At 41.2% G+C, this 24,056-nt stretch carries 20 protein-coding genes; 13 read left to right on the forward strand and 7 right to left on the reverse strand.

Going from position 1 to position 24,056, the window contains the following annotated elements:
• The first annotated feature begins 86 nt into the window (after positions 1 to 86).
• From H5154_RS05740 to H5154_RS05755, 4 genes are all read left to right on the forward strand, one after another.
• The gene (locus H5154_RS05740) at positions 87 to 626 is read left to right on the forward strand and encodes a phosphatase PAP2 family protein (RefSeq protein WP_145238476.1); all 540 of its coding nucleotides are present in this window, start codon (positions 87 to 89) and stop codon (positions 624 to 626) included.
• Positions 623 to 1,651: an MJ1255/VC2487 family glycosyltransferase gene (locus H5154_RS05745; RefSeq protein ID WP_149982619.1), complete on the forward strand. Its 1,029-nt coding sequence runs from the start codon at positions 623 to 625 to the stop codon at positions 1,649 to 1,651. Before H5154_RS05740 ends, H5154_RS05745 begins: the two co-directional genes overlap by 4 nt.
• Positions 1,652 to 1,767: 116 nt before the next feature.
• Positions 1,768 to 3,648 carry a methyl-accepting chemotaxis protein gene (locus tag H5154_RS05750; RefSeq protein WP_182717689.1) on the forward strand — a complete coding sequence of 627 codons (1,881 nt, stop codon included), beginning with the start codon at positions 1,768 to 1,770 and terminating at the stop codon, positions 3,646 to 3,648.
• A gap of 584 nt (positions 3,649 to 4,232) precedes the next feature.
• Entirely contained in the window at positions 4,233 to 4,493 is a 261-nt protein-coding gene (locus H5154_RS05755) for a hypothetical protein (RefSeq protein WP_149982621.1), read from the forward strand.
• A 280-nt stretch (positions 4,494 to 4,773) separates the two neighbouring features.
• On the opposite strand, the gene H5154_RS05760 is transcribed toward H5154_RS05755, so the two are convergent.
• From H5154_RS05760 to priA, 5 genes are all read right to left on the reverse strand, one after another.
• On the reverse strand, positions 4,774 to 5,148 hold the full coding sequence (locus H5154_RS05760; RefSeq protein ID WP_182717690.1) for a gamma-butyrobetaine hydroxylase-like domain-containing protein: 375 nt from the start codon (positions 5,146 to 5,148) through the stop codon (positions 4,774 to 4,776).
• 68 nt (positions 5,149 to 5,216) lie between these two features.
• Positions 5,217 to 6,545 (reverse strand): HslU--HslV peptidase ATPase subunit, encoded by a 1,329-nt coding sequence (gene hslU, locus H5154_RS05765; protein WP_182717691.1) that lies wholly within the window; start codon positions 6,543 to 6,545, stop codon positions 5,217 to 5,219.
• An 11-nt stretch (positions 6,546 to 6,556) separates the two neighbouring features.
• Entirely contained in the window at positions 6,557 to 7,075 is a 519-nt protein-coding gene (gene hslV, locus H5154_RS05770; RefSeq protein ID WP_145238496.1) for an ATP-dependent protease subunit HslV, read from the reverse strand.
• An 80-nt stretch (positions 7,076 to 7,155) separates the two neighbouring features.
• Positions 7,156 to 7,686 carry an SPOR domain-containing protein gene (locus H5154_RS05775; protein ID WP_182717692.1) on the reverse strand — a complete coding sequence of 177 codons (531 nt, stop codon included), beginning with the start codon at positions 7,684 to 7,686 and terminating at the stop codon, positions 7,156 to 7,158.
• 21 nt (positions 7,687 to 7,707) lie between these two features.
• Positions 7,708 to 9,894, reverse strand: coding sequence for a primosomal protein N' (gene priA / locus H5154_RS05780; protein WP_182717693.1), 2,187 nt, complete (start codon positions 9,892 to 9,894; stop codon positions 7,708 to 7,710).
• Positions 9,895 to 10,127: 233 nt separating this feature from the next.
• On the opposite strand from priA, the gene rpmE reads away from it, so the two are divergent.
• Positions 10,128 to 10,340 carry a 50S ribosomal protein L31 gene (rpmE, locus tag H5154_RS05785; protein ID WP_145238505.1) on the forward strand — a complete coding sequence of 71 codons (213 nt, stop codon included), beginning with the start codon at positions 10,128 to 10,130 and terminating at the stop codon, positions 10,338 to 10,340.
• A 564-nt stretch (positions 10,341 to 10,904) separates the two neighbouring features.
• Positions 10,905 to 12,146: a malic enzyme-like NAD(P)-binding protein gene (locus H5154_RS05790; protein WP_145238508.1), complete on the forward strand. Its 1,242-nt coding sequence runs from the start codon at positions 10,905 to 10,907 to the stop codon at positions 12,144 to 12,146.
• 109 nt (positions 12,147 to 12,255) lie between these two features.
• Here the strand turns inward: H5154_RS05790 and metJ are convergent, their stop codons facing one another.
• A complete protein-coding gene (gene metJ, locus H5154_RS05795; protein ID WP_016709540.1) occupies positions 12,256 to 12,576 on the reverse strand; it encodes a met regulon transcriptional regulator MetJ in 321 nt (106 codons plus the stop codon).
• A gap of 235 nt (positions 12,577 to 12,811) precedes the next feature.
• Here metJ and metB point away from each other — a divergent pair, with 235 nt between their 5' ends.
• Together metB and metL are read left to right on the forward strand one after the other, a co-directional pair.
• A complete protein-coding gene (gene metB / locus H5154_RS05800; protein WP_182717694.1) occupies positions 12,812 to 14,074 on the forward strand; it encodes a cystathionine gamma-synthase in 1,263 nt (420 codons plus the stop codon).
• 6 nt (positions 14,075 to 14,080) lie between these two features.
• Positions 14,081 to 16,426, forward strand: a complete 2,346-nt coding sequence (gene metL / locus H5154_RS05805) for a bifunctional aspartate kinase/homoserine dehydrogenase II (protein WP_182717695.1) — start codon at positions 14,081 to 14,083, stop codon at positions 16,424 to 16,426.
• Positions 16,427 to 16,507: 81 nt separating this feature from the next.
• Here metL and H5154_RS05810 read toward each other — a convergent pair whose 3' ends face one another.
• Entirely contained in the window at positions 16,508 to 19,003 is a 2,496-nt protein-coding gene (locus tag H5154_RS05810; protein ID WP_182717696.1) for a penicillin-binding protein 1A, read from the reverse strand.
• 132 nt (positions 19,004 to 19,135) lie between these two features.
• Here H5154_RS05810 and H5154_RS05815 point away from each other — a divergent pair, with 132 nt between their 5' ends.
• From H5154_RS05815 to H5154_RS05835, 5 genes are read left to right on the forward strand one after another with little or no spacing between them, the layout of a single operon-like run.
• A complete protein-coding gene (locus H5154_RS05815; RefSeq protein WP_145238520.1) occupies positions 19,136 to 20,215 on the forward strand; it encodes a pilus assembly protein PilM in 1,080 nt (359 codons plus the stop codon).
• Positions 20,203 to 20,766: a PilN domain-containing protein gene (locus tag H5154_RS05820; protein ID WP_149982630.1), complete on the forward strand. Its 564-nt coding sequence runs from the start codon at positions 20,203 to 20,205 to the stop codon at positions 20,764 to 20,766. The genes H5154_RS05815 and H5154_RS05820 overlap by 13 nt, the downstream gene beginning before the upstream one ends.
• Positions 20,766 to 21,386 carry a type 4a pilus biogenesis protein PilO gene (locus H5154_RS05825; RefSeq protein ID WP_149982631.1) on the forward strand — a complete coding sequence of 207 codons (621 nt, stop codon included), beginning with the start codon at positions 20,766 to 20,768 and terminating at the stop codon, positions 21,384 to 21,386. Before H5154_RS05820 ends, H5154_RS05825 begins: the two co-directional genes overlap by 1 nt.
• Positions 21,383 to 21,919: a pilus assembly protein PilP gene (locus H5154_RS05830; RefSeq protein WP_182717697.1), complete on the forward strand. Its 537-nt coding sequence runs from the start codon at positions 21,383 to 21,385 to the stop codon at positions 21,917 to 21,919. The genes H5154_RS05825 and H5154_RS05830 overlap by 4 nt, the downstream gene beginning before the upstream one ends.
• On the forward strand, positions 21,906 to 23,990 hold the full coding sequence (locus H5154_RS05835; RefSeq protein WP_149982633.1) for a type IV pilus secretin PilQ: 2,085 nt from the start codon (positions 21,906 to 21,908) through the stop codon (positions 23,988 to 23,990). Before H5154_RS05830 ends, H5154_RS05835 begins: the two co-directional genes overlap by 14 nt.
• Positions 23,991 to 24,056 lie beyond the last annotated feature (66 nt).

The following is a 24,056-nucleotide window of genomic DNA, read 5'->3' on the forward strand; positions in this document are numbered from 1 at the left end:
AGTGTCTTAAAAGCGTCACTCAATTGTTATTTTCACCGCCTAAGCTGAAATTGTGTACAGAGTTTGCACAATTAAAGGAGCAAGTAATGAGTGAGAACAACATGCTAAAAAAAGTTGTCCAACTGGACCAAAGTTTGTTTTTGATGCTATTTAATGGCAATGCCCCAAAATGGTTAAAAAATTCAGCTTTAGGTTTCTCAAAAACAGGCAATGGAGGGCTTTATGTATTAATCGCTGTTGGTTTTGGCTGGCTTAGCAGTGAAGCTGAATTACGGCTTATGGCGATGACTCTATTGCTGGGCTTTTTAATTGAGCGACCCATTTATTACGTGGCTAAAAATAGTTTTGCCAGAATTCGGCCATGTGATTGTTTAGTAAAAGGCGCATACATTACGCCCAGCGATAAATTTAGTTTACCGTCAGGGCACAGTGCTGGCGCATTTTTAGTTGCCGTTATCTTAGCGCAGTATTTCCCGCAATTCGCAGAGTTATGTTTTTTGTGGGCAACGGGGGTCGCAGCATCGCGGGTGTTACTTGGGGTACATTTTCCTGTTGATGTAGTGCTTGGTGCATTGATGGGGGGAAGCTGTGGTTTATTGGCAATCTTGATAGTGGCTACCTTATGAAAATACTTTATGGCATTCAAGGGACCGGTAATGGTCATATAACCCGAGCAAGGGTGATGGCGAATGCGTTTAAGCAAATGGGGATTGCTGTAGATTATGTGTTTTCAGGGCGAGCCCAGCAGAATTACTTTGATATGGACGAGTTTACTAATTATCGCAGCTTTCGGGGGTTATCTTTTACTACTCAAAATGGTCAAGTCAATAGTTACCAAACAGTGAAAAATAGCCGTATATGTAGATTACTAAAAGACATAAAGCAGTTAGATGTATCGGGTTATGATTTTGTGTTTAATGACTTTGAACCGATCACTGCATGGGCAGCAAAACGCCAAGCAGTGCCAGTAATAGGCATGAGTCATCAAGCTGCATTTTTATCACCCAAAGTACCAATGTTTGGCCATAGTTTACTGCGCCGCTCATTAATAAAATATTATGCTCCTGCTGATACCTATTTAGGCGTGCATTGGCAGCCATTCGCACAAAATATCATCCCTCCTTTTATTGCTCATCATCGACATGATAATCCGGTCAATGTTGACAATAAAGTATTGGTATATTTACCTTTTGAAGAACTGCGAAGTGTGATTGATTACTTACAAGATTTTCCTGAAAAAGAATTTTATTGTTACCACCCGCAAGCTCAGGATAGTTCATCCGCTAATATTCATCTACGAGCCCCTTCACGTGGTGGCTTTTTAAATGATTTAGCCAATGCCAGTGGCGTGATCGCAAATGCGGGTTTTGAGCTCTCTAGCGAAGCACTAAAATTAGGTAAAAAACTGTTATTGAAACCATTGTCAGGGCAGTTTGAACAAGACGCCAATGCACAAACATTATTAGCAATGAAAGCCGCGCACGTAATGAATTACTTAAACCCCAATGCGTTGGATGACTGGCTCAATAGTACATCACAAAAACAGATTAATTTTCCAAGTGATCCACAGCCATTAGTTGAGTGGTTAGCAGCTAAACAGTGGCATAACACACAGGAATTACATCAAAATTTGTGGGCTTCGGTAGGTTAAATTCAAAATCAACGGATTTTTTAAAGCGCTGTAGTAAAAAACAATAATAATGTAAGCCAATTGTTAGTTATTTAACTATACTATCTTGCAGTGATTTATTTTATAGGCTGTTGTTAATGAGTTTACTCCAAAATTTGACTATTAAACGTCGTTTACAAGTCAATGCATTAGTTGTTGGTCTCGCTATGGTCGTTATGTTGTGCGTCATTATCTATGAGGCACGCATTATGCTGAAACTAAATGAAACGATTCAGTATGCTGAAGAGCTTGATATACACGAACTGTCAATGCGTAAGTACGAAAAAGACTTTTTGTTTTATAAGCAAGAAGGCAGCTTAGAGTTATTCGATCAAGAATATGAGCAGCTACAGGTTAAAATAAAAATGTTGGCTCAGTTATCAGCCGAGCTTGATATTGCCACTGCGCAAGTCGAGCAATTTGTAGCACTTGCTAAGCAGTATAATGACGACTTTCAAAAAGTTGTAAAATTACAAAAGAAAATTGGTTTGCACCCTAAAGATGCGCTTTATGGCGAACTACGAGATGCTGTACATCAAATGGAAACGCTGTTAAATAAGCAAGATAACTATCATTTACTCACTTTGATGTTGCAGCTTAGACGCTCTGAAAAAGATTTTATGCTGCGTTTTGACCTAAAATATTTAACTCGTTTTGAAGACGGCGTATCGCAGCTAGAACGTCAAATTCGCAACGAAAACTTGGCTTCAAGTGACCAGTCTGAGCTGTTACGTTTACTTGCAATTTATAAAAGTAAGTTTAAGTCGTTAGTTGATGCGCAAGTTGCATTAGGTCTGGATTTAGGTTCAGGTGCACTTGGTAAAATGAGAGACAGCGTTAAACAAAGTGATGATTTAGTCACTTTAATTACGACTGCAACGAAACAACAAGTTGAGTCTACTGCTGCACAAGCACAAATGATTGCTATCGCAATTTTTATTGTTGCCAGCTTACTGGTGATGATTTTGGTGTACTTTACAAGTCGCTCGATTATCGTGCCGATTGAACGGGTGTATCACACCATCAATGAAATTCGTCGCAACAATGATTTACGACTTGTTATAGAACACAGTGGTAAAGACGAAGTTACTACCATGACGATCGATTTTAATAGTCTCATAAATGATTTTAAAGAACTGATCTACGAAGTGAATACAGCTTTAACAACTTTAAATATCGCTACCGATCATTTATCGGAGACTACTGCTGCAACCAGCTCGGGCATGCAAGAGCAGTTGCATGAAGCTGATATGGTTGCAACCGCCGCAACTGAAATGCAAGCTACCATTCAAGACATTTCTCATAATACCGAGGCTGCAGCCAAAAAAGCAGAATCAACCAATCAAAGTGCTCAACAGGGACGCAAGGAAGTTGAAGCAACGGTTAAGCAGATCAATCAATTATCTGATTCACTGGGTAATGCCACTACCGTAGTATCACAGCTTGAAAAAGACGGTGAAACCATTGGCTCAGTATTGGATGTTATTCGTGGTATTGCTGAACAAACTAATTTACTAGCACTCAATGCCGCAATCGAAGCTGCGCGCGCCGGAGAGCAAGGCCGTGGCTTTGCTGTTGTTGCTGATGAAGTGCGTTCACTTGCACAGCGTACTCAAGAGTCAACCAAAGAGATTGAGAGCATTATCTCGATTTTACAAGGGCGTACTCAAGAAGTCGTAAGCATAATGCAACGATGCCGAACACAAGGCGGCGAAAGCGCAGCACAAGCAACAAAAGCGGGTGAACTACTGAACTCTATTACCGAAGATGTGCAAACTATTATGGAAATGAGCACGCATATTGCCACCGCAATTGACGAGCAAAGCCAAGTTGCTTCTGAGGTGAATAAAAACGTCGTGCGTATTCGTGATATCGCCGAAGATGCCTCAGCTCATTCATCAAAAAATGCACAAACTAGCGAAGAGGTATCAGAGCAAGCAAGAGTGCTTTACGCCGCGATAGATAAGTTTAAGGTTTAAAAACAGAAGCTAGGTTCTAGGATTTAGGTTCTAGGAATTAGCTGAGCTTTAAGCGCTAAGCCATAAGTTTTAAGCAGCCCTGAGTTGTTTGAAAGTTATGGCTTTTTTGTTTGGATAATTAAATAAGCGCCGCGCCTCTGAGCCTCTTTGTAAATATTTCAATTAAAGATCTTTTGCACAAAGAGAAGGGAGTGAAAAGCTTCAGGTTTTGAGCAACGAGCTGCGGGTATACGCCTAGCTCCATTGTAGGTCGTCATTTATGGCGAAAATCAATTAACTATTGGAATTGACTGCTAAAGCACGACCTACGCCAACCTCAGCCTTTAGGCCCTACCTCTAAAACGCAGCGTCTCTTGACCTCTTTGTGAATAATTCACTAAATTTTTTTGCACACAGAGAAGGGAATGAGCAGTAAATGAAGGAAACTTAGCGCTTAGTATTGGCATGCTTAAATAACTGATAATCTAACATGAATATTACTAAGCGATTGAATCAAAATAGCAACTCCGCTATGGTTAAACCATCAATAACAATAAATTAAAAACGAGTTATTCTACAGGCTCGTTAGGATTACGAGAGTATCAATGAAACTTTTAAGCTGGATTTTACTGATATTATTTATATTATCTTATGGTGGTTCTGCATTATTTTGTTCAGGTTTTGTTGATATTATTGAGCCAAATTTTGGTGAATGCTTTAACAGTGGTGTTTCATATTTTGATTATTTTCCAAAAGGTCAGTCTCCTCTTGAAATGTTAGGTGTAAAACTAATTGCGGCATGCTTAGTAATATCATTTGTTATTGGTTTTATTTATCATAAGTTTAAAGTCAGAAAGCAACCCTAACATATATGAGCCTTAACTCAGTCAATAGGCAATAGTATTACCTTTGACGGTTTAAATTCGGTAACGGCCAAACTTAAAATCAATAAACAAATTTGTTTACATCGTCTGTCGATGCAGCTGCAAGTAGCTTACGGTAATCATACTATTTTAGGACTTATTAAAAACCTAGTTACCTAGCACCTTCTCGTTACGCTTCGCTACACTCAACCAGAATGACATAGTTAACTTTAACGCCGAGCTGCGCTAACTTTCACCTTGAACCTTTTAACTCGCAAACTCGCTAAGGTACAAACTTGATCGGTACACTGTCTTTATTGGCTTGATGTTCTGCGAGGCGTTGTTGGTAGGTTTGCCATAAATCGTCATGTTGGGCTTGTAGATGGCTGAAATATGCCCAGCTAAATAAACCGCTGTTGTGGCCATCGTCAAAGTCTAAACGCAGTGCGTAGTGGCCGACTGGCTCGATGCTTTTGATGCTAACCTGCGATTTACCGAGTACCAATTTCATTTGTTCGTTACCATGGCCTTGTACTTCGGCAGACGGTGAATGAACACGTAAAAACTCACTACTAAAAGTACAGTGGGTGTCATCGTCAAAATAGACATCAAGGGTTTTGCTAACGGTATGATGATGTACCTTGATCACTTGCTTCATTGTTATGCCTGTGTATTGAGCCTAGAACCAAGAACTTAGAGCCTGGGCCCTAAGTTCTAGTTTTAAAATTAAAGAATAAAGCGACTTAGGTCTTCATCTTCCACCAGTGCACCTAAATGCTTCTCAACATAGGCGGCATCAATGACTAAACTGGTGCCAGCTTGCTCTGATGCATCATAGGAAATTTCTTCCATCAGTTTTTCCATTACCGTATGTAGGCGACGTGCACCAATGTTTTCGGTTTTTTCATTAACTTGCCATGCCGCTTTGGCAATGCGCTCGATGGCGTCATCGCTAAACTCTACACTTACTTGCTCTGTTTTAAGTAGTGCATGTTGTTGCTCGGTCAGTGAGGCATGTGGTTCGGTTAAAATACGTTTAAAGTCGTCAGCGGTTAATGCTTCAAGCTCTACACGAATAGGTAAGCGACCTTGTAGCTCTGGGATCATGTCAGATGGTTTTGCCATTTGGAATGCGCCAGAGGCAATAAACAACATATGGTCAGTTTTCACCATGCCATGCTTAGTGCTCACGGTTGAGCCCTCAATCAGTGGCAGTAAGTCACGCTGTACGCCTTCACGGCTTACATCTGGACCTGATGATTCACCGCGTTTACAGATTTTGTCTATCTCGTCGATAAACACAATACCGTTTTGTTCGGCTGCGAAGATTGCTTGCTCTTTTAGCTCTTCAGGGTTTACTAATTTAGAGGCTTCTTCTTCAACCAATAATTTAAACGCTTCTTTAATTTTAAGTTTGCGTTTAGTGCGCTTGTCACCCGCCATATTTTGGAACATGCCTTGCAGCTGGTTGGTCATTTCTTCCATACCAGGTGGTGCCATGATCTCAACATTTGGTTGTGCTTGGGCTAAATCAATATCAATTTCTTTATCGTCTAATTGACCTTCGCGTAATTTTTTACGGAAGATCTGACGCGTTGAAGATCCTTCATCGCGTTGGCTTTCACCAGACGAATCTTTAGCAGGAGTCAGTAGTGCATCTAAAATACGTTCTTCGGCAGCTTCTTCTGCGCGATGTTTGAATTTTTTAGTTTGTTGTTCACGGGTCATTTTGATTGATACATCAACCAAGTCGCGAATGATGGTTTCAACCTCTTTACCAACATAGCCCACTTCAGTGAACTTAGTCGCTTCGACTTTAATGAAAGGCGCGTTGGCAAGTTTTGCTAAACGACGGGCAATTTCAGTTTTACCAACACCGGTTGGACCGATCATCAGAATATTCTTCGGCGTTACTTCAGCGCGAAGATCTTCATCTAATTGCATGCGGCGCCAGCGATTACGAAGGGCAATAGCCACTGCTTTTTTTGCTTTTGCTTGACCAATTATATGCAGGTCAAGTTCATGAACGATTTCTCTGGGAGTCATATCAGACATAGCAGTTCCTATTACAATTCTTCGATGGTTTGAAAGTTATTTGTGAATACACAAATGTTGCCGGCAATTGTCAGGCTTTTTTCAACAATTTCGCGGGCGCTTAAATCGGTGTTTTCAAGTAGGGCAGTTGCAGCTGATTGGGCAAAGTTACCACCACTACCAATGGCAATTAAATCATTTTCAGGCTGCACAACATCACCGTTACCAGTAATTATCAGTGAGGCTGTGGAGTCGGCAACAGCAAGCAATGCTTCGAGTTTGCGCAAGGCGCGATCGCTACGCCAATCTTTAGCCATTTCAACAGCGGCTTTGGTTAGGTTGCCTTGGTGCATTTCAAGCTTGCTTTCAAAACGTTCGAACAGGGTGAAGGCATCAGCAGTGCCGCCAGCAAAACCGGCGATCACTTTGCCATTATAAAGGCGTCGAACTTTGCGGGCGTTGCCCTTCATTACGGTGTTACCAAGTGAAACTTGGCCATCGCCACCAATGACGACTTTATCGCCGCGACGTACACTTACAATAGTGGTCATGTTATTCCTCATCATCGAGTCGCAGGGGCGACTCGTTAAAAGCGATTGATGATGAGTTAATATGGGTTAATGGGCTAAAATCAAGTCCAATTCCAAATTCCGCAACCAGTTATTTTGTTACGCTTTAGTTTGTTTTTATCACTTTCGGCTAAACGTTTGGTTTTATAAGGACCTAAACGCACTTTATACCAGACACCGTTAGTGCCAGTTGTTTCACGAATTTCGGCGATTAATCCGGCAAATGCAATTTTAGCTTTTAAGGTTTCTGCTTGGCCATGGGTTCTGAACGAACCGCATTGCATTACATAAGGGCCTTTTTGTTCAAGCTCTCTTACTTCAACTTGAATTTCATGCTCTTTGATTTCTTTTATGAATTCAGGAGGGCGTGGTTTAGGCAACTCTTGTTGCACTTTTGCAGGTGTTGGGTTTGCTTGTTGTTCAACCAGCTTTGGATCTGCATTGGTTTTGACATACCATAAACCAAAACTAAAACCGCCAACAAGTAGTACGGTAACCAGTACTAATAATACGGGGAATGGTTTTTTCGGTGGCGCTGTTTTTTTGCTATTACGGTTGCCCGGTTTTTTATTAATAAAATCGTGTTGTGCCATGGTGGTATTGGGCTTCTAACCTTAAATCATATCTATTGGATCTACATCTAAGCTCCATCGCACCTTTTGCGCTAATTTACTGGTACTTAAGTAGTCTACCATTTGCGCGAGATATTGGTGTAATAGAGGGCGTTCGAGCGCTTGAATATGCAATTGAAAGCGATATTTCCCCGCAATTCGCTCGAGCGGTGCAGGGATCGGACCTAGCAATTGTATACCAGTTAGACCTTGGACTGGAACTAAATCTGTTAAAAAATCGACCACTTGCTTTATGTTGTGACCTTCAGCGCGGACAATCGCCATATTAGTTATTGGTGGTAGCTGTGCGTCATCGCGCTCTTGCAGTGCAAAACGGGCGAAATCTTGATAACCATTATTGACTAAATCTTGTAATAAAGGATGTTCGGGAAAGTGAGTTTGCAATAATACATGACCTGGTTCGCCACTGCGCCCAGCACGGCCAGCCACCTGAGTAACCAATTGTGCTAAATGCTCTGTGGCGCGAAAGTCGCACGAGTACAAGCCGCCGTCGACATCAAGGATCAATACTAAGCTCACATCAGCAAAGTGATGACCTTTGGCAAGCATTTGGGTGCCAACTAAAATCCTTGCACCGCCTTGGTTTATATCGTCTAGGGCTTTTTCTAAACTGCCTTTACGACGCGTTGAGTCGCGATCAATCCGGCTAATCGGGGTATCAGGAAACTCGGTTGTTAAAAACTCTTCTATTTGTTCGGTGCCTTTGCCGTTAGGAAATATTTGTGTACTACCACAGTCTGGACACTGATGCGGCACGCGTTCTTGCTCACCGCAGTGATGGCAAATCATCTGGCCGATGGCTTTGTGAAAAGTCGCACTAGTGCTGCAACGTGTGCACTCACTTAACCAACCACATTCATGGCAAATCAGGGTAGGCGAAAAACCGCGACGGTTTAGAAATACCATCACTTGTTTGCCTCGTTTTAAATGCTGACGCATAGTGGCAAGACTGGCATGGGCTATACCAGCTTGATCCGGCTGGCCTTTCATATCAATCAGCTGAAATTTATTGTCGGTACTGGTTTGCGCACGTTGCGTTAGGCTCAGCAGTTGGTATTTATTATGAATTGCCTTATGCAAGGTTTCGAGCGCCGGGGTTGCTGAGCCTAAGATCAGCGGTATTTTATGTTGAAAAGCGCGGTATGCGGCTAAATCACGGGCATGGTAACGTAAGGTATCTTGTTGTTTAAATGAACCGTCATGTTCTTCATCAACAATGATCATACCAAGCTTTAAAAATGGTAAAAAGATACTCGAACGTGTACCAATCACAATTGCGCAACTGGCTTTTTCACAAAAGCGCCAAGTTTGTAAGCGTTCGTTATCGGTCAGTGCTGAATGCCACAGCATAATCGGCGTATCAGGAAAGCGACGACGAAATCGATTAACCGTTTGTGGCGTAAGGCCAATTTCAGGCACTAGTACGAGTGCTTGTTCACCGCGTTTTAAAACCTCTTCAAGGCATTGTAAGTAAACCTCGGTTTTACCACTGCCAGTAACACCTTCTAGTAAAAAGCTATTGAAACCGACCGCTTGATTAATGGTGGTACAGGCTACTGCTTGCTCTTTATTTAGAGTCGGCTTAGTGCCTACGGTGGGAAGTTGTTGTTGCCATTGGTTGTCGTGTTCAATCGTTTGGCTGATCAGCTCTTTGTTAAGTAAGCTGTCGATAGTTTTTTTACTAAACCCCAGCGCTTTTAATTCTGTAAGTGATGATTTACCCGAATCTGCCAGTTGTTTGAGTAAGCTTAGTTGGCTCTTTGCTTTTAAAGACGGTAATTTAGCGCCTTTTGCAGTTAGTGCCACCATACTAATACTGCTTTTATCTGGGCACAGTCCTTGACGCAGCGCGCCAGGCAGGGCGATATGAATTGTTTCACCTAGTGGGTAGCAATAATAGCGCGCAGTAAAACGCAATAATTCGATATGTCGCTCTGATAAAACGGCTTCATCATCAATCACTTCAAGCACTGCTTTAAGTTTATTAACCGGCACATCGGTGTTGGTTTTTAGCGCCAGTACGACCGCAACTTTGCGCTGATTACCAAATGGCACCCATACCCGCGCACCGACTTTAGGCATCACCGATAAACCATCGAGTTGCTCTGGAATGCGATAATCAAAGGTGCGATGCAACGGTACTTTTATAGCAACTTCAACAAAACTCATAACAACCCAAACAAGAACGAATAAGGGAGTTAATGTACTAAAATTATGGCTGAAAACCTACCTGCAAATACCTTCTTTAAAACTTTTGTTCATTTTATTAGCAAAAACGACATTTAAAGCTTGTAGCAAGTGGGGTTGTTGCTTAGAATACGCGTCCTAAATAATTTGTTTTAACGACGTATGGTGCCAGACTCCGGGTTTGGAGAGCGATGCGGCCTTAACTAGAGGTTTCTATGAAAGAAGGTATTCACCCTAAGTACGAAGTAATTTCAGCATCATGTTCATGTGGAAATAAATTCGAAACTCGTTCTACTCTGTGTAAAGACATTCACTTAGACGTATGTTCTGCGTGTCACCCGTTTTACACTGGTAAGCAAAAAGTTTTAGACACAGGTGGCCGTGTTGATCGCTTTAACAAGCGTTTCGGTTCACTTAGCAGCAAGTAATTCTTGTTGTTTTGTCGGAAAAAGCACCTTAGGGTGCTTTTTTTTATGCCTGCTATTTATTAAAAACACCGCCTTTTAGTCTTTATTTCTTGCTCTAGTGCTCCAGCTTTACGCATTCATTATGTTGTGACTATTTCCCACTTTTATATCCAGTATAGCGAGTAAATAACAGACAAATAGTGATTTGTTGACTATATTGTCATTCTCGTTAAAGCGATAAATTAAACGTTTTTGTCGGTAAAGTTAGGTCTTTTGCGGTTAAATGTTGTTAACGTCTTACTTTGATGGTTTTTAGTCATAGGTCATTATTTTTGCTTTAAAGCGTTGCATAATGAGCATTTTAAGATGGGTTTTTTGATGCTTTGTGGCGTTTTTATAGCCGAAAATTGAAGCTTTTTTGCAAAAAATGCTGACAAAACGCATAAAATTAACGGATATAGCATATAACAGGATAGACCTGATATTGCTTGAATTTAATTATAATATAGGTATCGTTCCCTATAAGATATAAGAACTGCTTACTCTCACTTTCAACTTAACTTACTTGCAGGATAAAATCGCGTTATGTCAGACTTTCGTGAACAAGCTTTACATTACCATTCGCACCCCGTTCCAGGAAAAATTAGCGTTGAGCTTACAAAGCCAGCTGAAACCGTACAGGATCTTGCACTCGCATACAGCCCCGGTGTTGCAGAACCGGTACGTGAAATAGCTGCTGATCCCGCTAATGCCTACAAATACACCGGTAAAGGCAATATGGTTGCGGTTATTACTAACGGCACCGCTATTTTAGGTTTAGGTAACTTAGGTCCATTGGCTTCAAAACCGGTTATGGAAGGTAAAGCGTTATTATTTAAACGCTTTGCGGGTCTAGATTCGATAGATATTGAGGTGAAACACAATACCACCGAAGATTTCATCAATACAGTTGCTAACATCGCTGATACGTTTGGCGGTATTAACTTAGAAGACATTAAAGCGCCAGAGTGTTTTGAAATAGAAAAAGCATTGATCGAGCGTTGTAGCATTCCAGTGTTCCACGACGATCAACACGGTACCGCGATTGTAACGGCTGCTGGTATGATCAACGCACTTGAAGTACAAGGCAAAGAAATCGAAGATGCGATTATCGTTTGTTTAGGAGCCGGTGCCGCAGCGGTTGCGTGTATGGAGCTACTGATCAAGTGTGGTGCATTGCGTGAACATATTTACATGTTAGATCGTAAAGGCGTTATTCATACTCGTCGTGATGATTTAAACGAGTACAAACAGTTATTCGCTAACAATACAGATAAGCGCACACTGCAAGATGTTATTGCTGATGCCGATGTATTTGTTGGTGTATCTGGCCCGAATTTACTTTCTCCTGACGATCTTAAGTTAATGGCTGATCGACCTGTAGTGTTTGCCTGTTCAAACCCAGATCCAGAAATCTCACCAGTGCTTGCTCATGGTGCTCGCGATGATTTAATCATGGCAACGGGTCGTTCAGATTATCCAAACCAAGTTAACAACGTGCTGTGTTTCCCATTTATTTTCCGTGGTGCGCTAGATGTGCGTGCAAGCAAAATTAATGATGAAATGAAAATTGCTGCGGTTGACGCTATTCGTAGCATTGCTAAAGAACCAGTACCAGCGGAAGTATTAAAAGCGGCGGGTGTTGAGACACTTGAATTTGGTGCGCAGTATATTATTCCAAAACCGATGGATCCGCGTCTATTACCGCGCATTGCCAAAGCAGTAGCGCAAGCGGCAATTGATTCTGGTGTTGCACAAATTGATATGCCGGAAAACTACATGGAGTAGCTGCTTCGCTGCAATTGGTAATGGCACAATAATAAAAACCTCAGCAACTTACGTTACTGAGGTTTTTTTGTAGCCAATTCCTGAAGCAGGAATATATACAAATGATAACTTAATCTTCGTTGAGTACAGGTACTTCGAGACCCATCTCAAGCATGATTTTTTTCACTTCTTCAGGCACTTTCTCTGGATTATCTTTACGTAAATCTTCATCGTTTGGCAGTGGTTGGCCAGTAAATGCGTGTAAAAATGCTTCACAAAGTAATTCGCTATTTGTTGCATGGCGAAGATTATTAATTTGACGACGAGTGCGCTCATCAGTCAAAACTTTTAATACATTTAGCGGGATCGAAACGGTGATCTTTTTAACTTGTTCTGATTTTTTCCCGTGTTCTGCGTATGGGTGAATATATTCACCATTCCATTTAGCCATAGGATGTATCGTTGCCTCAGGTTGTTAATTGTTTGCGCGACCTTTTGCAGCGCAAAGATGGCGAAATTCTATCGTGTTAAAAAAGATAGTCAAATACTTGTTTTTTAGCCATCTAGCAGCTTAAATGTTTTTACTTCTAATCTTGCGGCTAAAACCGCATAAATGCTTTGACTTATTAAATTTGATCCTCTAACCTTTTAGACGTCTAAACATCCATTTAATTTTAGGTGACGGTATGAGTCAAAAGAATAAAGCAACCATTGCAGTACGCAATGGTATTGATGCAGATAAACATCACGGCGCGGTTGTGCCTCCCATTCATTTATCGACCACCTACTCATTTGCTGATTTTGATAAAAAGCGCCAATATGATTATGGCCGTAGCGGCAACCCAAACCGTGATTTACTCGCTGAAACGCTCGCTAAGCTTGAAGGTGGCGCTAAGGGGATTATCACTGCAACGGGCATGGCTGCGGTGCATTTAGCTACTCAGCTGCTAAACAGTGACGATACCTTAGTGATCCCACATGATTGCTATGGCGGTAGTTACCGCTTATTCACCTCACTTGAAAAGCGTGGCTTATTAAAGTTAGTGGTTTTAGATTTAACTAAATCTGAAAATCATCAAAAAATTCTTGAGATAAAACCAAAGCTAATTTGGATTGAAACACCGAGTAATCCTATCTTACGGTTAACCGATATTAAAGCGATCACCACGATTGCTAAGCAGTGCGGTGCGTTGGTTGGTGCCGATAACACATTTTTATCACCTGCTTTGCAAAACCCAATTGAGTTTGGTGTTGATATTGTGGTGCATTCGACCACTAAATATATTAACGGTCACTCAGATGTTGTTGGTGGTGCGGTGATCGCCGCTACCCAAGAGTTGGGTGATGAGCTTGCTTGGTGGGCTAATAACATTGGCATTACCGGTGCCCCGTTTGATAGCTACTTAACGTTACGTGGTTTACGTACTTTGAATGTTCGTTTACGTCAGCATCAAGAAAATGCCTTTATTATTGCCCAATATCTAGAAAACTCCCCTTATGTAAGCCAAGTATATTACCCTGGATTAGTATCTCATCCACAGCATGAACTCGCTAAACAGCAGCAACGTGGTTTTGGTGGCATGGTAAGCTTTGATATCAAAGGTGATATTAATGATGCTGCAGAATTTTTGACCAGCTTAGAAGAATTTAGCTTAGCTGAGTCATTAGGTGGGGTTGAGAGTTTGATTTGTCACCCTGCAACTATGACCCACGCAGGTATGGAGGCAACTGCTCGTCTTGCTGCGGGAGTAGGTGATACCCTGATCCGTATTTCGGTGGGCATTGAAGATGTAAAAGATTTAATCGCTGACTTAGATCGTGTATTCAATAAAGTGAAACCAGGTCAAGCTCAGCACGGCGTAAAAGTAATTGCTTCCTCTGTTCAACAACAAGATGATGAGCAATCAAACTCATTTAAACTGACTCCTGCACATACGGCTTTGTGGTAATAAAAAATGGTAAATATAGTTCATAAATTTGGTGGTTCTAGCCTTAGTTCTGCAGAGCGTTATCAGGCCGTAGCAAATATTATTCTAGCCCATACGGAAGCCGGTGATTGTGTGGTGGTATCCGCAGCCGGTAAAACTACCAATACGTTAGTTACGCTATGGCAGAGTTACCAGCAAGGTGATCAACAGGCAGTGAGTGATATATTATTGCAGCTTGATAATCATCAACGTACTTTGATCGAGCAGTTATTGAGTCCAGCAGCGCGACATACGGCATTAAACGTATTAGAACAGGAGCTAGCCTTAATTGCACAGCAAACTCAACAGCAAAGCTTACAGGAAGCCGCATTGCTTGCTCACGGTGAAGTTTGGTCGGCACGATTATTGGCTAGCTATTTAAAACAGTTAAATGTTGCAGCTCAAGATGTTGATGCTCGTCAATTGTTTACCCTTAATGATGGGCAATTATTACATCAAAAAAATCAACAAGCCTGTGCCGAGTTAATTTCAGCCAATTGCATTAATATTGTTACTGGTTTTATAGCCGCTGATTGCCAAGCAAATACCGTTACTTTGGGGCGCAATGGCAGTGATTACAGCGCGACTTTGTTAAGCAGTTATTGTCATGCTAGTCAGGTATCAATTTGGACTGATACCCAAGGGGTGTTTAGTACCGACCCTCGTAAAGTAAAAAAAGCGATTAAGTATTCTAAAGTATGTCGTGGCCAAGCAAACTTACTGGCGCGTTTGGGCAACCCAGTGTTACATGCTAAAACTCTCTCGCCATTAAAAAATACTGATATCAAGTTAGTCGTTCGCAGTAGTTACGACAGCGAAGCTAGCGCGACAGAAATTGTCAAAGAAGGTTACAGCAAAGCTAAGCGTTTTATCACTACCTTAGAAAATATTGATTTACTGCGCATTGATCAGTTGCGTGGCGGTGAAATTGGCGAATTAAGTCAGCTTATTCAACACAGCTTGCATCATTTTATTAAAAACGGCGATACCTACTTACTAGTGCCGGCAGCAGCGACTCATCAGGTGGTGAGTCATTTGCAAGGGCGCGCTAATATTATTGAGTCGAACTTACATGGTTGCGCTGTTGTGGCGCCACGAAATGATGTAGCGCAATTATTTGAACAAGCAACGCAAGTGCTTAGTGAGCAAAGTTTAGTGCCGCGCTTTAGCCATCAAGACGCAGACTACATATTACTACTAACGGATCAATCTATTGATAGTGATGTGTTGACCTTATTGCATGATAAGTTGATTAACAAAGGCCAAGAGCTTGCCATTATTGTTGCTGGCCTTGGTAATGTTGGTGAAGTATTTATTGAGCAACTAAGTCAGCAGCTTAATCGTTTGCAGCAACACTTCAGCGTTAAGCTGGTTGGTTTATTACGCTCGCGCTCTATGTTGTTCAGCCCAAGTGGTATCGTGCTTGAGCAATGGCAGTCACAGTGGCAAAACGAAGCAATAGATTACCAAGAAGCTGATTTACTGACACGTATCAGCGAACTCGATTACGAACACAAAGTGCTGATTGATATTACTGCTAGTGAAGCGTTTAGTAAGCTTTACCCGGCGTTTGTAAATTTAGATTGTCACCTGATCAGTGCTAATAAATATGCGGGCACTGCAAATAATGACTGGTATCAAAATTTACGCCGTAATTTAGCTGAACGTAACTTATTATGGCGTTATAACACCAGTGTTGGTGCGGGTTTACCAATTAATTTTGCGTTAGCTGATTTACAAAACAGTGGCGACAGTATTACCCATATTGAAGGCGTGTTCTCAGGCACTTTATCGTGGTTGTGTAGCAGTTATGATGGCAGTGTGGCGTTTTCCGATTTAGTGTTGCAAGCGCAAAAAATGGGTTACACCGAGCCTGATCCACGGGAAGATTTATCTGGGCGTGATATGCAGCGTAAGCTATTAATTTTAGGGCGTGAATTAGGGCTCACCTTAGAGCTTGATGAGATTGGCTTAACACCGTTGATGCCAGAGCAACTAGCGCAAGGTGATTGGCAGTCTTTTTTAGCTAATAAGCAGTTGCTTGATGACTTTATTGCTGAAAAAGCGCAGTTAGCTGGCAAAGAAAACAAAGTACTGCGTTATACCGGTGCGTTAACAATTGCTGATGGCAAAGTAACCGCTAAAGTCGGTTTGGCTTATGCAACACAGGGTGATGCCTTAGCTAACTTAACTCCAGGTGATAATATCTTTGTTATCAACAGTCAGTGGTATAGCGATAATGCGTTGGTGATCCAAGGTCCTGGTGCAGGCAAAGAAGTTACCGCAGCAGGCGTGCATTCTGATTTATATTGGTTAATACAAAACTTAAAATGAGCTCTGAGTTTGTAAAATAAAAAAAGCGCCGATTGGCGCTTTTTTTATGTAGCAGCGATTTTATATCGCGATAGAGTAATATTAAAACAGCTCTTCTTCTGTTTTAGTTTCTTCTTCAAAAACGTTTTCTACATGCTGCATCACATACTTAGTGGGCGAGGTGCCTTTTTCAAAGTATTCAAAGCGACTAGTGTAATCGTTCTTTTGACTCAAGAGTCCCGTTGCTAAATCGATTCGTACCGACACTAATCCTTCAGGTGGCTCGATTGGTGCTTCTGGCTTATCTTTGAGTGCTACTCGCATAAAGTCAATCCATGCTGGTTGAGCTGTTTTAGCACCAGATTCTGCACCAGAGATCTGGGTATTATCCATGTTGTTATTATACGTCGAGCGACCAAGCGGGTTACCTGGATTATCAAATCCAACCCAGACCGAGGTCATAACATTACGGTTAAAGCCGCTAAACCAAGTATCGACAGAGTCATTAGTAGTACCCGTTTTACCGGAAAGATCGCGACGATCTAAGGCCTGAGCACGCCAGCCTGTGCCACTCCAACCCGTTTTATGAGCCCAACTACCGCCTCCCCAAATTGCGCTATTCATCGCATCGGCTATCAAAAACGCGTTTTGTTTAGATATGATGCGCGGTGCACAATGATTTGCAGCTTGGCTGGTATTTAACTCAGAAGTAGACTCAAATTGAGTCGTTGTTAGCGGAGGAGTAACGGGATCACACGCTAATAGTGGTTCTGTTTTAAATAACACATTACCTGCAGAGTCTTGAATCTCATTAATGAAATAAGGGGTGATCAAATGACCGCCATTGGCAAATGTGCTCATGCCACGGGCAAGCTCTAAAGGAGTAATTGACGCACTACCTAAAGCTAGCGATTCACTGCGATTGATATCATTATTTTGAAAGCCAAATTTTAATAGGTGATCAGCTGTGCGCTGCAAGCCTACCCCGCGCAGTAAGCGCACCGAAATAACGTTTTTCGATTGTGCTAAAGCACGACGAATACGGATTGGGCCGTTATATACCGCAGGGCTGTTTTTTGGTCGCCATGCAACCCCTAGGCTTTTGTCCCATTGATTGATTGGCGCATCATTTAAAATAGACGCTAAGGTATAACCATTATTCAGCGCCGCCGAATAAATAAACGGCTTAATGTTAGAACCTACCTGACGTTTTGCTTGCACGGCTCGGTTATATTGGCTTTGTTCAAAGCTATAGCCACCAACAATCGCTTTAATGCGACCATCATTCGGATCCAGCGATACTAATGCACTTGACGCTTCAGGCAATTGGCTGAGTAGATAACTACCATCGTCATTTTTACGTAGCCAAATTTGCTCCCCTGGATTGAGTATGTCGGTAGCGGTTTTTGGAGGAAAACCTTGACGGTAACGGGTAATGTATTTGCGTGCCCATTTGAGATTATCCCAGTCTAGAGTGGCTTGCTCACCACTTTTTAATAACACTGTTGCCGTTTGATCTGCTACAGACAAAACTGCTGCTGTTAATAACGGGGCAATTTCTTTTACCGGTTTTAGCTTTGCTAAAATTTCACTAGAACTTAGGGCTGGTTGCGTTTCAAAATCCCACAGTTGCTGCTCTGGGCCACGATAGCCATGGCGCATATCGTATGCATGGAGATTATTAACGAGTGCTTTTTGCGCTGCGGCTTGTACGTCAGATTCAACACTGGTGTAAACTTTAAAGCCGGTATTATAGGCTTTTTCGTAGCCATAACGAGCGACCATTTCTGCACGCACCATTTCAGATATATAAGGCGCATATAAGTCTATTTCGGCACCATGAAATTTTGCCGTAATTGGTTCTTGAGAGCTTTGGTTGTAGTCTGCTTGAGAGATATAACCTTCATCGAGCATACGTCTGAGTACCACATTACGGCGTGCCTTGGCGCGAACTGGGTTTCTTATCGGATTTAAAGCTGACGGCGCTTTTGGTAAGCCTGCAATCATTGCCATTTGCGCTAAAGTTAACTCGTTTAGTTGCTTACCATAATAGACTTGTGCAGCGGCTCCGATACCAAAAGCACGATTACCTAACTCTATTTTATTTAGGTATAAAGCGAGTATTTCATCCTTGGTAAGTAAGTTCTCAATGTGTAACGCAATGAAGATCTCTTTTACTTTACGAATATAGGCCTTTTCACGTGTTAAGAAGAAGTTACGAGCTAACTGCATTGTTATAGTACTTGCGCCTTGTTTTTTCTCACCAGTTGAAATTAATACGAGCGCTGAACGTAAAATACCTATAGGATCTATACCTATATGGTCATAAAAACGGTTATCTTCAGTAGCTAAAATAGCATTTATGAGTGGTTGTGGGATCTCTTCTATAGTCACTGGAATGCGACGTTTTTCACCGAACTGGTTGATTAACAAACCATCTTTCGAAAAGACTTGCATAGGAGTTTGTAATTGCACGTCTTTTAAAACTTGCACACTGGGGATATCAGATTTAACGTAATAATAAAGGCTTACTAAGGTAATGAGCCCTAAAAACGCGCAGATGATAAAAAATTGTAAAGTTCGTTTCAATAAAATCACTTATATTTTCCCTAAATGGACTCCCAATTAGAATCGGAGACTGCTAGTATATATTGATTAAAAAATGAATAGTATTTTTTCATATAAAAATTATAACTTGTTTATTCTTAAAACAAAGGCCAAGTTGCGAACATGCTAAGTCAACTATTGAGTAAGTCTTCATCGATGATGGTAGGGATAGATATCGGTTCACATGCTATAAAAGCGGTGTTGCTGAATGAAACGGACAGTGGCTACAGGCTCGAAGCGCTAGCAATTGAGCCAATGCCAAAAGGTACAATGGCTGAGCGCAATATTCAAGATATTGAGGCAATTGGTAATATCATTACTAAGCTAAAGCGTAAGTTACCTAAGTCAATTCGTTCGGCAGCAGTGGCTGTATCGGGACAAACCGTCATTACTAAAGTAATTTTTATGGATGTTACGCTTAGCGATGCAGAGCTTGAGTCGCAAATAGAAATCGAGGCGGACAGCCTTATTCCCTATCCTTTAGATGAAGTTAGCCTAGATTTTGAAAAGCTCAGTACCAACGAAGCCGATCCTTCCAAAATGAATGTGTTGCTTTCAGCTGCGCGTACCGAAAGTGTTGAAGCTCGTGTTGGTGCCTTAGAATCAGCTGGTTTAATAGCAAAAGTAGTTGATGTAGAAAGCTATGCGCTGAGTCGCGCAATGGATGTGTATTATCAGCAATTACCAAGCGATGCATTTAATAAGTGTGTAGCAGTGGTCGATATTGGCGCGGTACTTATGTTGGTAAGTGTGGTACTTGGCGGTGAAACGATTTACACCCGAGACCAAGTATTTGGTGGCGATCAATACACCAACAGCATAGTGGCTTATTACAATAAAAGTTTTGATGAAGCTGAAATAGGCAAAACTACTGGCGATCTTCCGCCTAACTATACGTTTGAAGTATTGGCACCATTTCAAACCTCATTATTACAGCAAGTGCGCCGCGCAGTGCAGATGTTTTTAACTACCAGTGGCAAAGATCAAATCGATTACATTGTGCTTACTGGTGGCACAGCGATGATTGATGGCCTTGATCGATTGCTAATTGAAGAACTAGGTATTCATACCATAGTGGCTGAGCCTTTTGAAAATATGGATATTTCCCACCATGTCGATCGCAATGTGTTACAGCGTCATCGTACTCAATTTGCAATAGCGACAGGTTTGGCATTAAGGAGTTTTTCATCATGCCACATATAAATCTACTGCCGTGGCGCGAACAGCAGCGAAAACAATCGCAGAATAAATTTGTCACTATTTTATTTTTCGTGGTGCTTGGCAGTTTTATCAGTATGTATTTATTGAGTAGCTATTACGGTGGTTTACGAGACGGTCAAAATATTAAAAATAATTACCTTTCAACTGAAATAGGGCAATTAGATCGGCGTATTAGTGAAATTCGTGAGTTAGATAAAAAGAAAGAAAACTTACAGCAACGTATGCGCTTAATTGAAGAGCTGCAAAGTAGTCGTAATTTAGGCACACAAATTATGGATGAAGTTGCCAAAATTGTACCAACGGGTGTTTATCTAACTAAGTTAGAACGCCGTGGTAGTGCAATTCATGTGGTTGGGCGTAGCGAATCAAATAATTATTTGTCAAACATGTTGCGCCAAGTACAAAACTCCTATCTGCTCGAAAAGCCGACAATGCAAGGCATTATTGCAGGGGAGAAATCGTCTCGTTTATTGAGTGATTTTAATATGGAATTTTATGTAAAACCCTTTGATAAGATTGGAGAGGTTAAATAATGAACCTTGATATCAAAGCGTTAACAGAGATTGAATGGAACGAAATTGAGCTTGAAAATATCGGCGATTGGCCAATAGTTGTCAAGGTTATTTGCTGTACTTTTGTAGCTGCCTTGGTGCTGTTTTTTAGTTACAGCTTATTGGTTTCAGATGAAATAGATAGCTACCACAATGCAGTTAGTAAAGAAGTTGAGTTACGCAGTACCTATCGAGTGAAATATGCTGTGGCCAGTAATCTAGAAATTTACCGTCAACAAATGGTTGAAATGGAAGAAAAGTTTTCTTTACTACTAAAGCGCTTACCGACTTCAAACGAAACACCAGGCTTACTTGATGATTTATCTTATGTGGGCACGACCAGTGGCTTAACCTTTCTTAAAATTGGCTGGTTACCAGAAGTGGAAAAAGAATTTTATACTGAGTTACCGATTAAAATTGAAGTAATAGGTAGCTACCATGAGTTTGGTGATTTTGTTGGTAAAGTGGCGCAACTTCCTCGTATAGTAAGTTTGCATGACTTTTCAATTAATAGTTCAGACTCAGGCAAACTGACATTTAGCGTGGTTGCCAAAACTTACCGCTATGAAGGCGGCGTGAAGAAAGTAGGGGCTAAAAAATGAAAAAACTAGCCTTTGTTTTACTCAGCGGTATTTTGGTGAGCGCATGTAACGATGATACTTCTGAGCAAAAAGAATTTATTGATCAGGTAAAAGCCAGCACTACACCTAAGGTAGAGGCCATTCCAAAACTGACCCAATTTGAGCACTTTGAATACAATGCACAGCAACTACGTAGTCCTTTTGTTGCGCCGCAACCGGAAATTATTCAAAATAACATGATCCAAGTTAAAAACTGCTTACACCCTGATCCTGATCGTACGCGTGAAGTATTAGAGAAATATCCGTTGGATAACCTAGCAATGAAAGGCACGCTGGGTTCTGGTGGCCAAACATGGGCATTAATTAAAGCTGCAGATGATACTTTACACCGAGTTACTATCGGTAATCATATTGGTTTGTATCATGGTGTTGTACAAGATGTTAAAAGTGATTATATAGAATTGTTAGAATTAATACCCGACGGGTCTGGTTGTTGGAAAGAGCGCCTGACGAAGCTGGAAATGTTAGAGGCGGGATCCAATGGCACTAGTTAAAAATAAAAAAGGTAAAATTAAAATGCATAAGGGAGTATCTTGGAGTAATCGCATTCAGCAGGCTTTGTTTGTTGTTATTGCCCTTTTTATCACGCAATCAGCAATGGCTACGCCGCTATTGTATGATGTTCGTTATAGCCCGCTAATAGCTGGAGAAACACAGTTACAGCTGGTATTTGATGAAGAGCTGACTGAAGAGCCAAAAGTTCAGGTATTTAATAACCCGGCTCGTATTGAAATGCGCTTTAATGCAGCTAGTGTTGAACAAGGTTTAAGTGAAGTACAAATCAACCAAGCAGGTATTGAAAAAGTTAATAGTGTAGCTGTTGATGGTAACTTGATTGTCACTGTTCATTTAGAGCGTTTAAAAATTTACCAAACAACGGTGAACAATAACCTTGTTTCATTACACGTCTCAGATAATCCGATCACGTCACAACAAGATGCTAATACCGCTAAAGAAGTGACTGGCAATTACATCAACTCAATCCAGTCTATTGATTTTCGTCGCGGTGAAAAAGGTGAAGCGCGAGTCTTAGTCTTTTTACAAGATACTCAAGCTGCGATTGATGTGCATGAAAGTGGCGGTAAAATTATTGCTGAGTTTCATCATACCGATATTTTAGATGACTTATTATATGAGCTAGATGTGCTAGATTTTGGCACTGTAGTGAGCTCAATTGAGACATTTAAAGAAAATAATATGAGTAGGGTAGTGATAACCCCTAATGCCGCGTTTAAATTCACTTATCAACAAATTGAAAATATTCTTACACTTACAGTTGAAAAAGATGAATCGCAACGTTCATATTTAGAAGGTGGTAAAGAATACCAAGGTCGCCCAATGACCCTAAACTTTCAAGACATCTCTGTGCGTGCCGTATTGCAAATTATTGCCGGCTATAATGATTTCAACCTAGTAACCAGTGACTCAGTCAGTGGCAACATAACTCTGCGTTTAGATGGTGTGCCTTGGGATCAAGCTCTTGACGTGGTATTACGCGTTAAAGGTTTAGATAAGCGTATGGATGGCTCTATATTAATGGTGGCACCATCTGAAGAGCTTGCCGCCCGCGAAGCGAAAGATCTAAAAGCCAAACAACAAGTTGAAGACTTAGAGCCGCTTTATAGTGAATATATTCGTTTGAATTATGCTAAAGCGGAAGAGTTTGCTGATTTACTGAAAACCGACACTAACAGCATTATTAGTGCTCGCGGCAGTGTATCCGTTGATAAACGTACCAATACCTTGTTAATTAAAGACACCGTTAAAAGCATTGCAAGTGTTCGCCGTATGGTCGAAACTTTGGATATAGCGGTTAGACAAGTTATTATTGAGGCACGTATGGTTACTGTACGTGATAACGTAAAAGAAGACTTAGGAGTACGTTGGGGGTTTAGTGATCAACAAGGCACTGATGGTATTTCAGGTACCTTAGAAGGTGCTAATACGATTTCTAACGGCACCATTCCAAGTATTTCTGATCGCCTTAATGTAAACTTGCCTATCACAGGTGCCGCTGGCAGTATTGGTATGCACGTTGCTAAATTAGCAAATGGTACGTTACTTGATTTAGAGCTAACCGCGCTTGAAGAAGAAAACCGTGGTGAAATTATCGCAAGTCCGCGCATTACGACTGCCAACCAGAAAAAAGCACGTATTGAACAAGGTACCGAAATACCGTATGTTGAATCTGCTTCAAGTGGTGCTACAACTGTTAGCTTTAAAAAGGCAGTATTGAGTCTTGAGGTAACACCACACATCACCCCAGATAATAAAGTTATCTTGGATTTAATCATTACCCAAGATACCCGAGGTGATACGGTACAAACTGGAACTGGTCCTGCAGTTGCAATTGATACCCAAGAAATTCAAACCCAAGTACTGGTTGAGAATGGTCAAACCGTGGTACTTGGTGGTATATTCCAGCAGCAAATCATTAACTCAGTTAAAAAAGTACCATTATTAGGTGATATTCCTTACCTAGGAGTGCTGTTTAGAAGCACTAGTGAGTTTAATGAAAAGAAAGAATTGCTGATTTTCGTTACTCCGAAAATCCAAATAGAGTAATTTACACTGATTTATTCTTACACAATGGGCAATTATTGACTTTAATTGCTCGTTAATTGGCTTTTT

The sequence above is a fragment of the Pseudoalteromonas sp. SR44-5 genome (genome assembly GCF_014163675.1).
Classification (GTDB): Bacteria; Pseudomonadota; Gammaproteobacteria; order Enterobacterales; family Alteromonadaceae; genus Pseudoalteromonas; species Pseudoalteromonas rhizosphaerae.

What these genes read in the sequence shown, in the direction of transcription:
- H5154_RS05740 (WP_145238476.1), top strand. Translation starts at nt 87, where the DNA reads ATGAGTGAGAACAACATGCTAAAAAAAGTTGTCCAACTGGACCAAAGT.
- H5154_RS05745 (WP_149982619.1), top strand. Translation starts at nt 623, where the DNA reads ATGAAAATACTTTATGGCATTCAAGGGACCGGTAATGGTCATATAACC.
- H5154_RS05750 (WP_182717689.1), top strand. Translation starts at nt 1,768, where the DNA reads ATGAGTTTACTCCAAAATTTGACTATTAAACGTCGTTTACAAGTCAAT.
- H5154_RS05755 (WP_149982621.1), top strand. Translation starts at nt 4,233, where the DNA reads ATGAAACTTTTAAGCTGGATTTTACTGATATTATTTATATTATCTTAT.
- H5154_RS05760 (WP_182717690.1), bottom strand. Translation starts at nt 5,148, where the DNA reads ATGAAGCAAGTGATCAAGGTACATCATCATACCGTTAGCAAAACCCTT.
- hslU (WP_182717691.1), bottom strand. Translation starts at nt 6,545, where the DNA reads ATGTCTGATATGACTCCCAGAGAAATCGTTCATGAACTTGACCTGCAT.
- hslV (WP_145238496.1), bottom strand. Translation starts at nt 7,075, where the DNA reads ATGACCACTATTGTAAGTGTACGTCGCGGCGATAAAGTCGTCATTGGT.
- H5154_RS05775 (WP_182717692.1), bottom strand. Translation starts at nt 7,686, where the DNA reads ATGGCACAACACGATTTTATTAATAAAAAACCGGGCAACCGTAATAGC.
- priA (WP_182717693.1), bottom strand. Translation starts at nt 9,894, where the DNA reads ATGAGTTTTGTTGAAGTTGCTATAAAAGTACCGTTGCATCGCACCTTT.
- rpmE (WP_145238505.1), top strand. Translation starts at nt 10,128, where the DNA reads ATGAAAGAAGGTATTCACCCTAAGTACGAAGTAATTTCAGCATCATGT.
- H5154_RS05790 (WP_145238508.1), top strand. Translation starts at nt 10,905, where the DNA reads ATGTCAGACTTTCGTGAACAAGCTTTACATTACCATTCGCACCCCGTT.
- metJ (WP_016709540.1), bottom strand. Translation starts at nt 12,576, where the DNA reads ATGGCTAAATGGAATGGTGAATATATTCACCCATACGCAGAACACGGG.
- metB (WP_182717694.1), top strand. Translation starts at nt 12,812, where the DNA reads ATGAGTCAAAAGAATAAAGCAACCATTGCAGTACGCAATGGTATTGAT.
- metL (WP_182717695.1), top strand. Translation starts at nt 14,081, where the DNA reads ATGGTAAATATAGTTCATAAATTTGGTGGTTCTAGCCTTAGTTCTGCA.
- H5154_RS05815 (WP_145238520.1), top strand. Translation starts at nt 19,136, where the DNA reads ATGCTAAGTCAACTATTGAGTAAGTCTTCATCGATGATGGTAGGGATA.
- H5154_RS05820 (WP_149982630.1), top strand. Translation starts at nt 20,203, where the DNA reads ATGCCACATATAAATCTACTGCCGTGGCGCGAACAGCAGCGAAAACAA.
- H5154_RS05825 (WP_149982631.1), top strand. Translation starts at nt 20,766, where the DNA reads ATGAACCTTGATATCAAAGCGTTAACAGAGATTGAATGGAACGAAATT.
- H5154_RS05830 (WP_182717697.1), top strand. Translation starts at nt 21,383, where the DNA reads ATGAAAAAACTAGCCTTTGTTTTACTCAGCGGTATTTTGGTGAGCGCA.
- H5154_RS05835 (WP_149982633.1), top strand. Translation starts at nt 21,906, where the DNA reads ATGGCACTAGTTAAAAATAAAAAAGGTAAAATTAAAATGCATAAGGGA.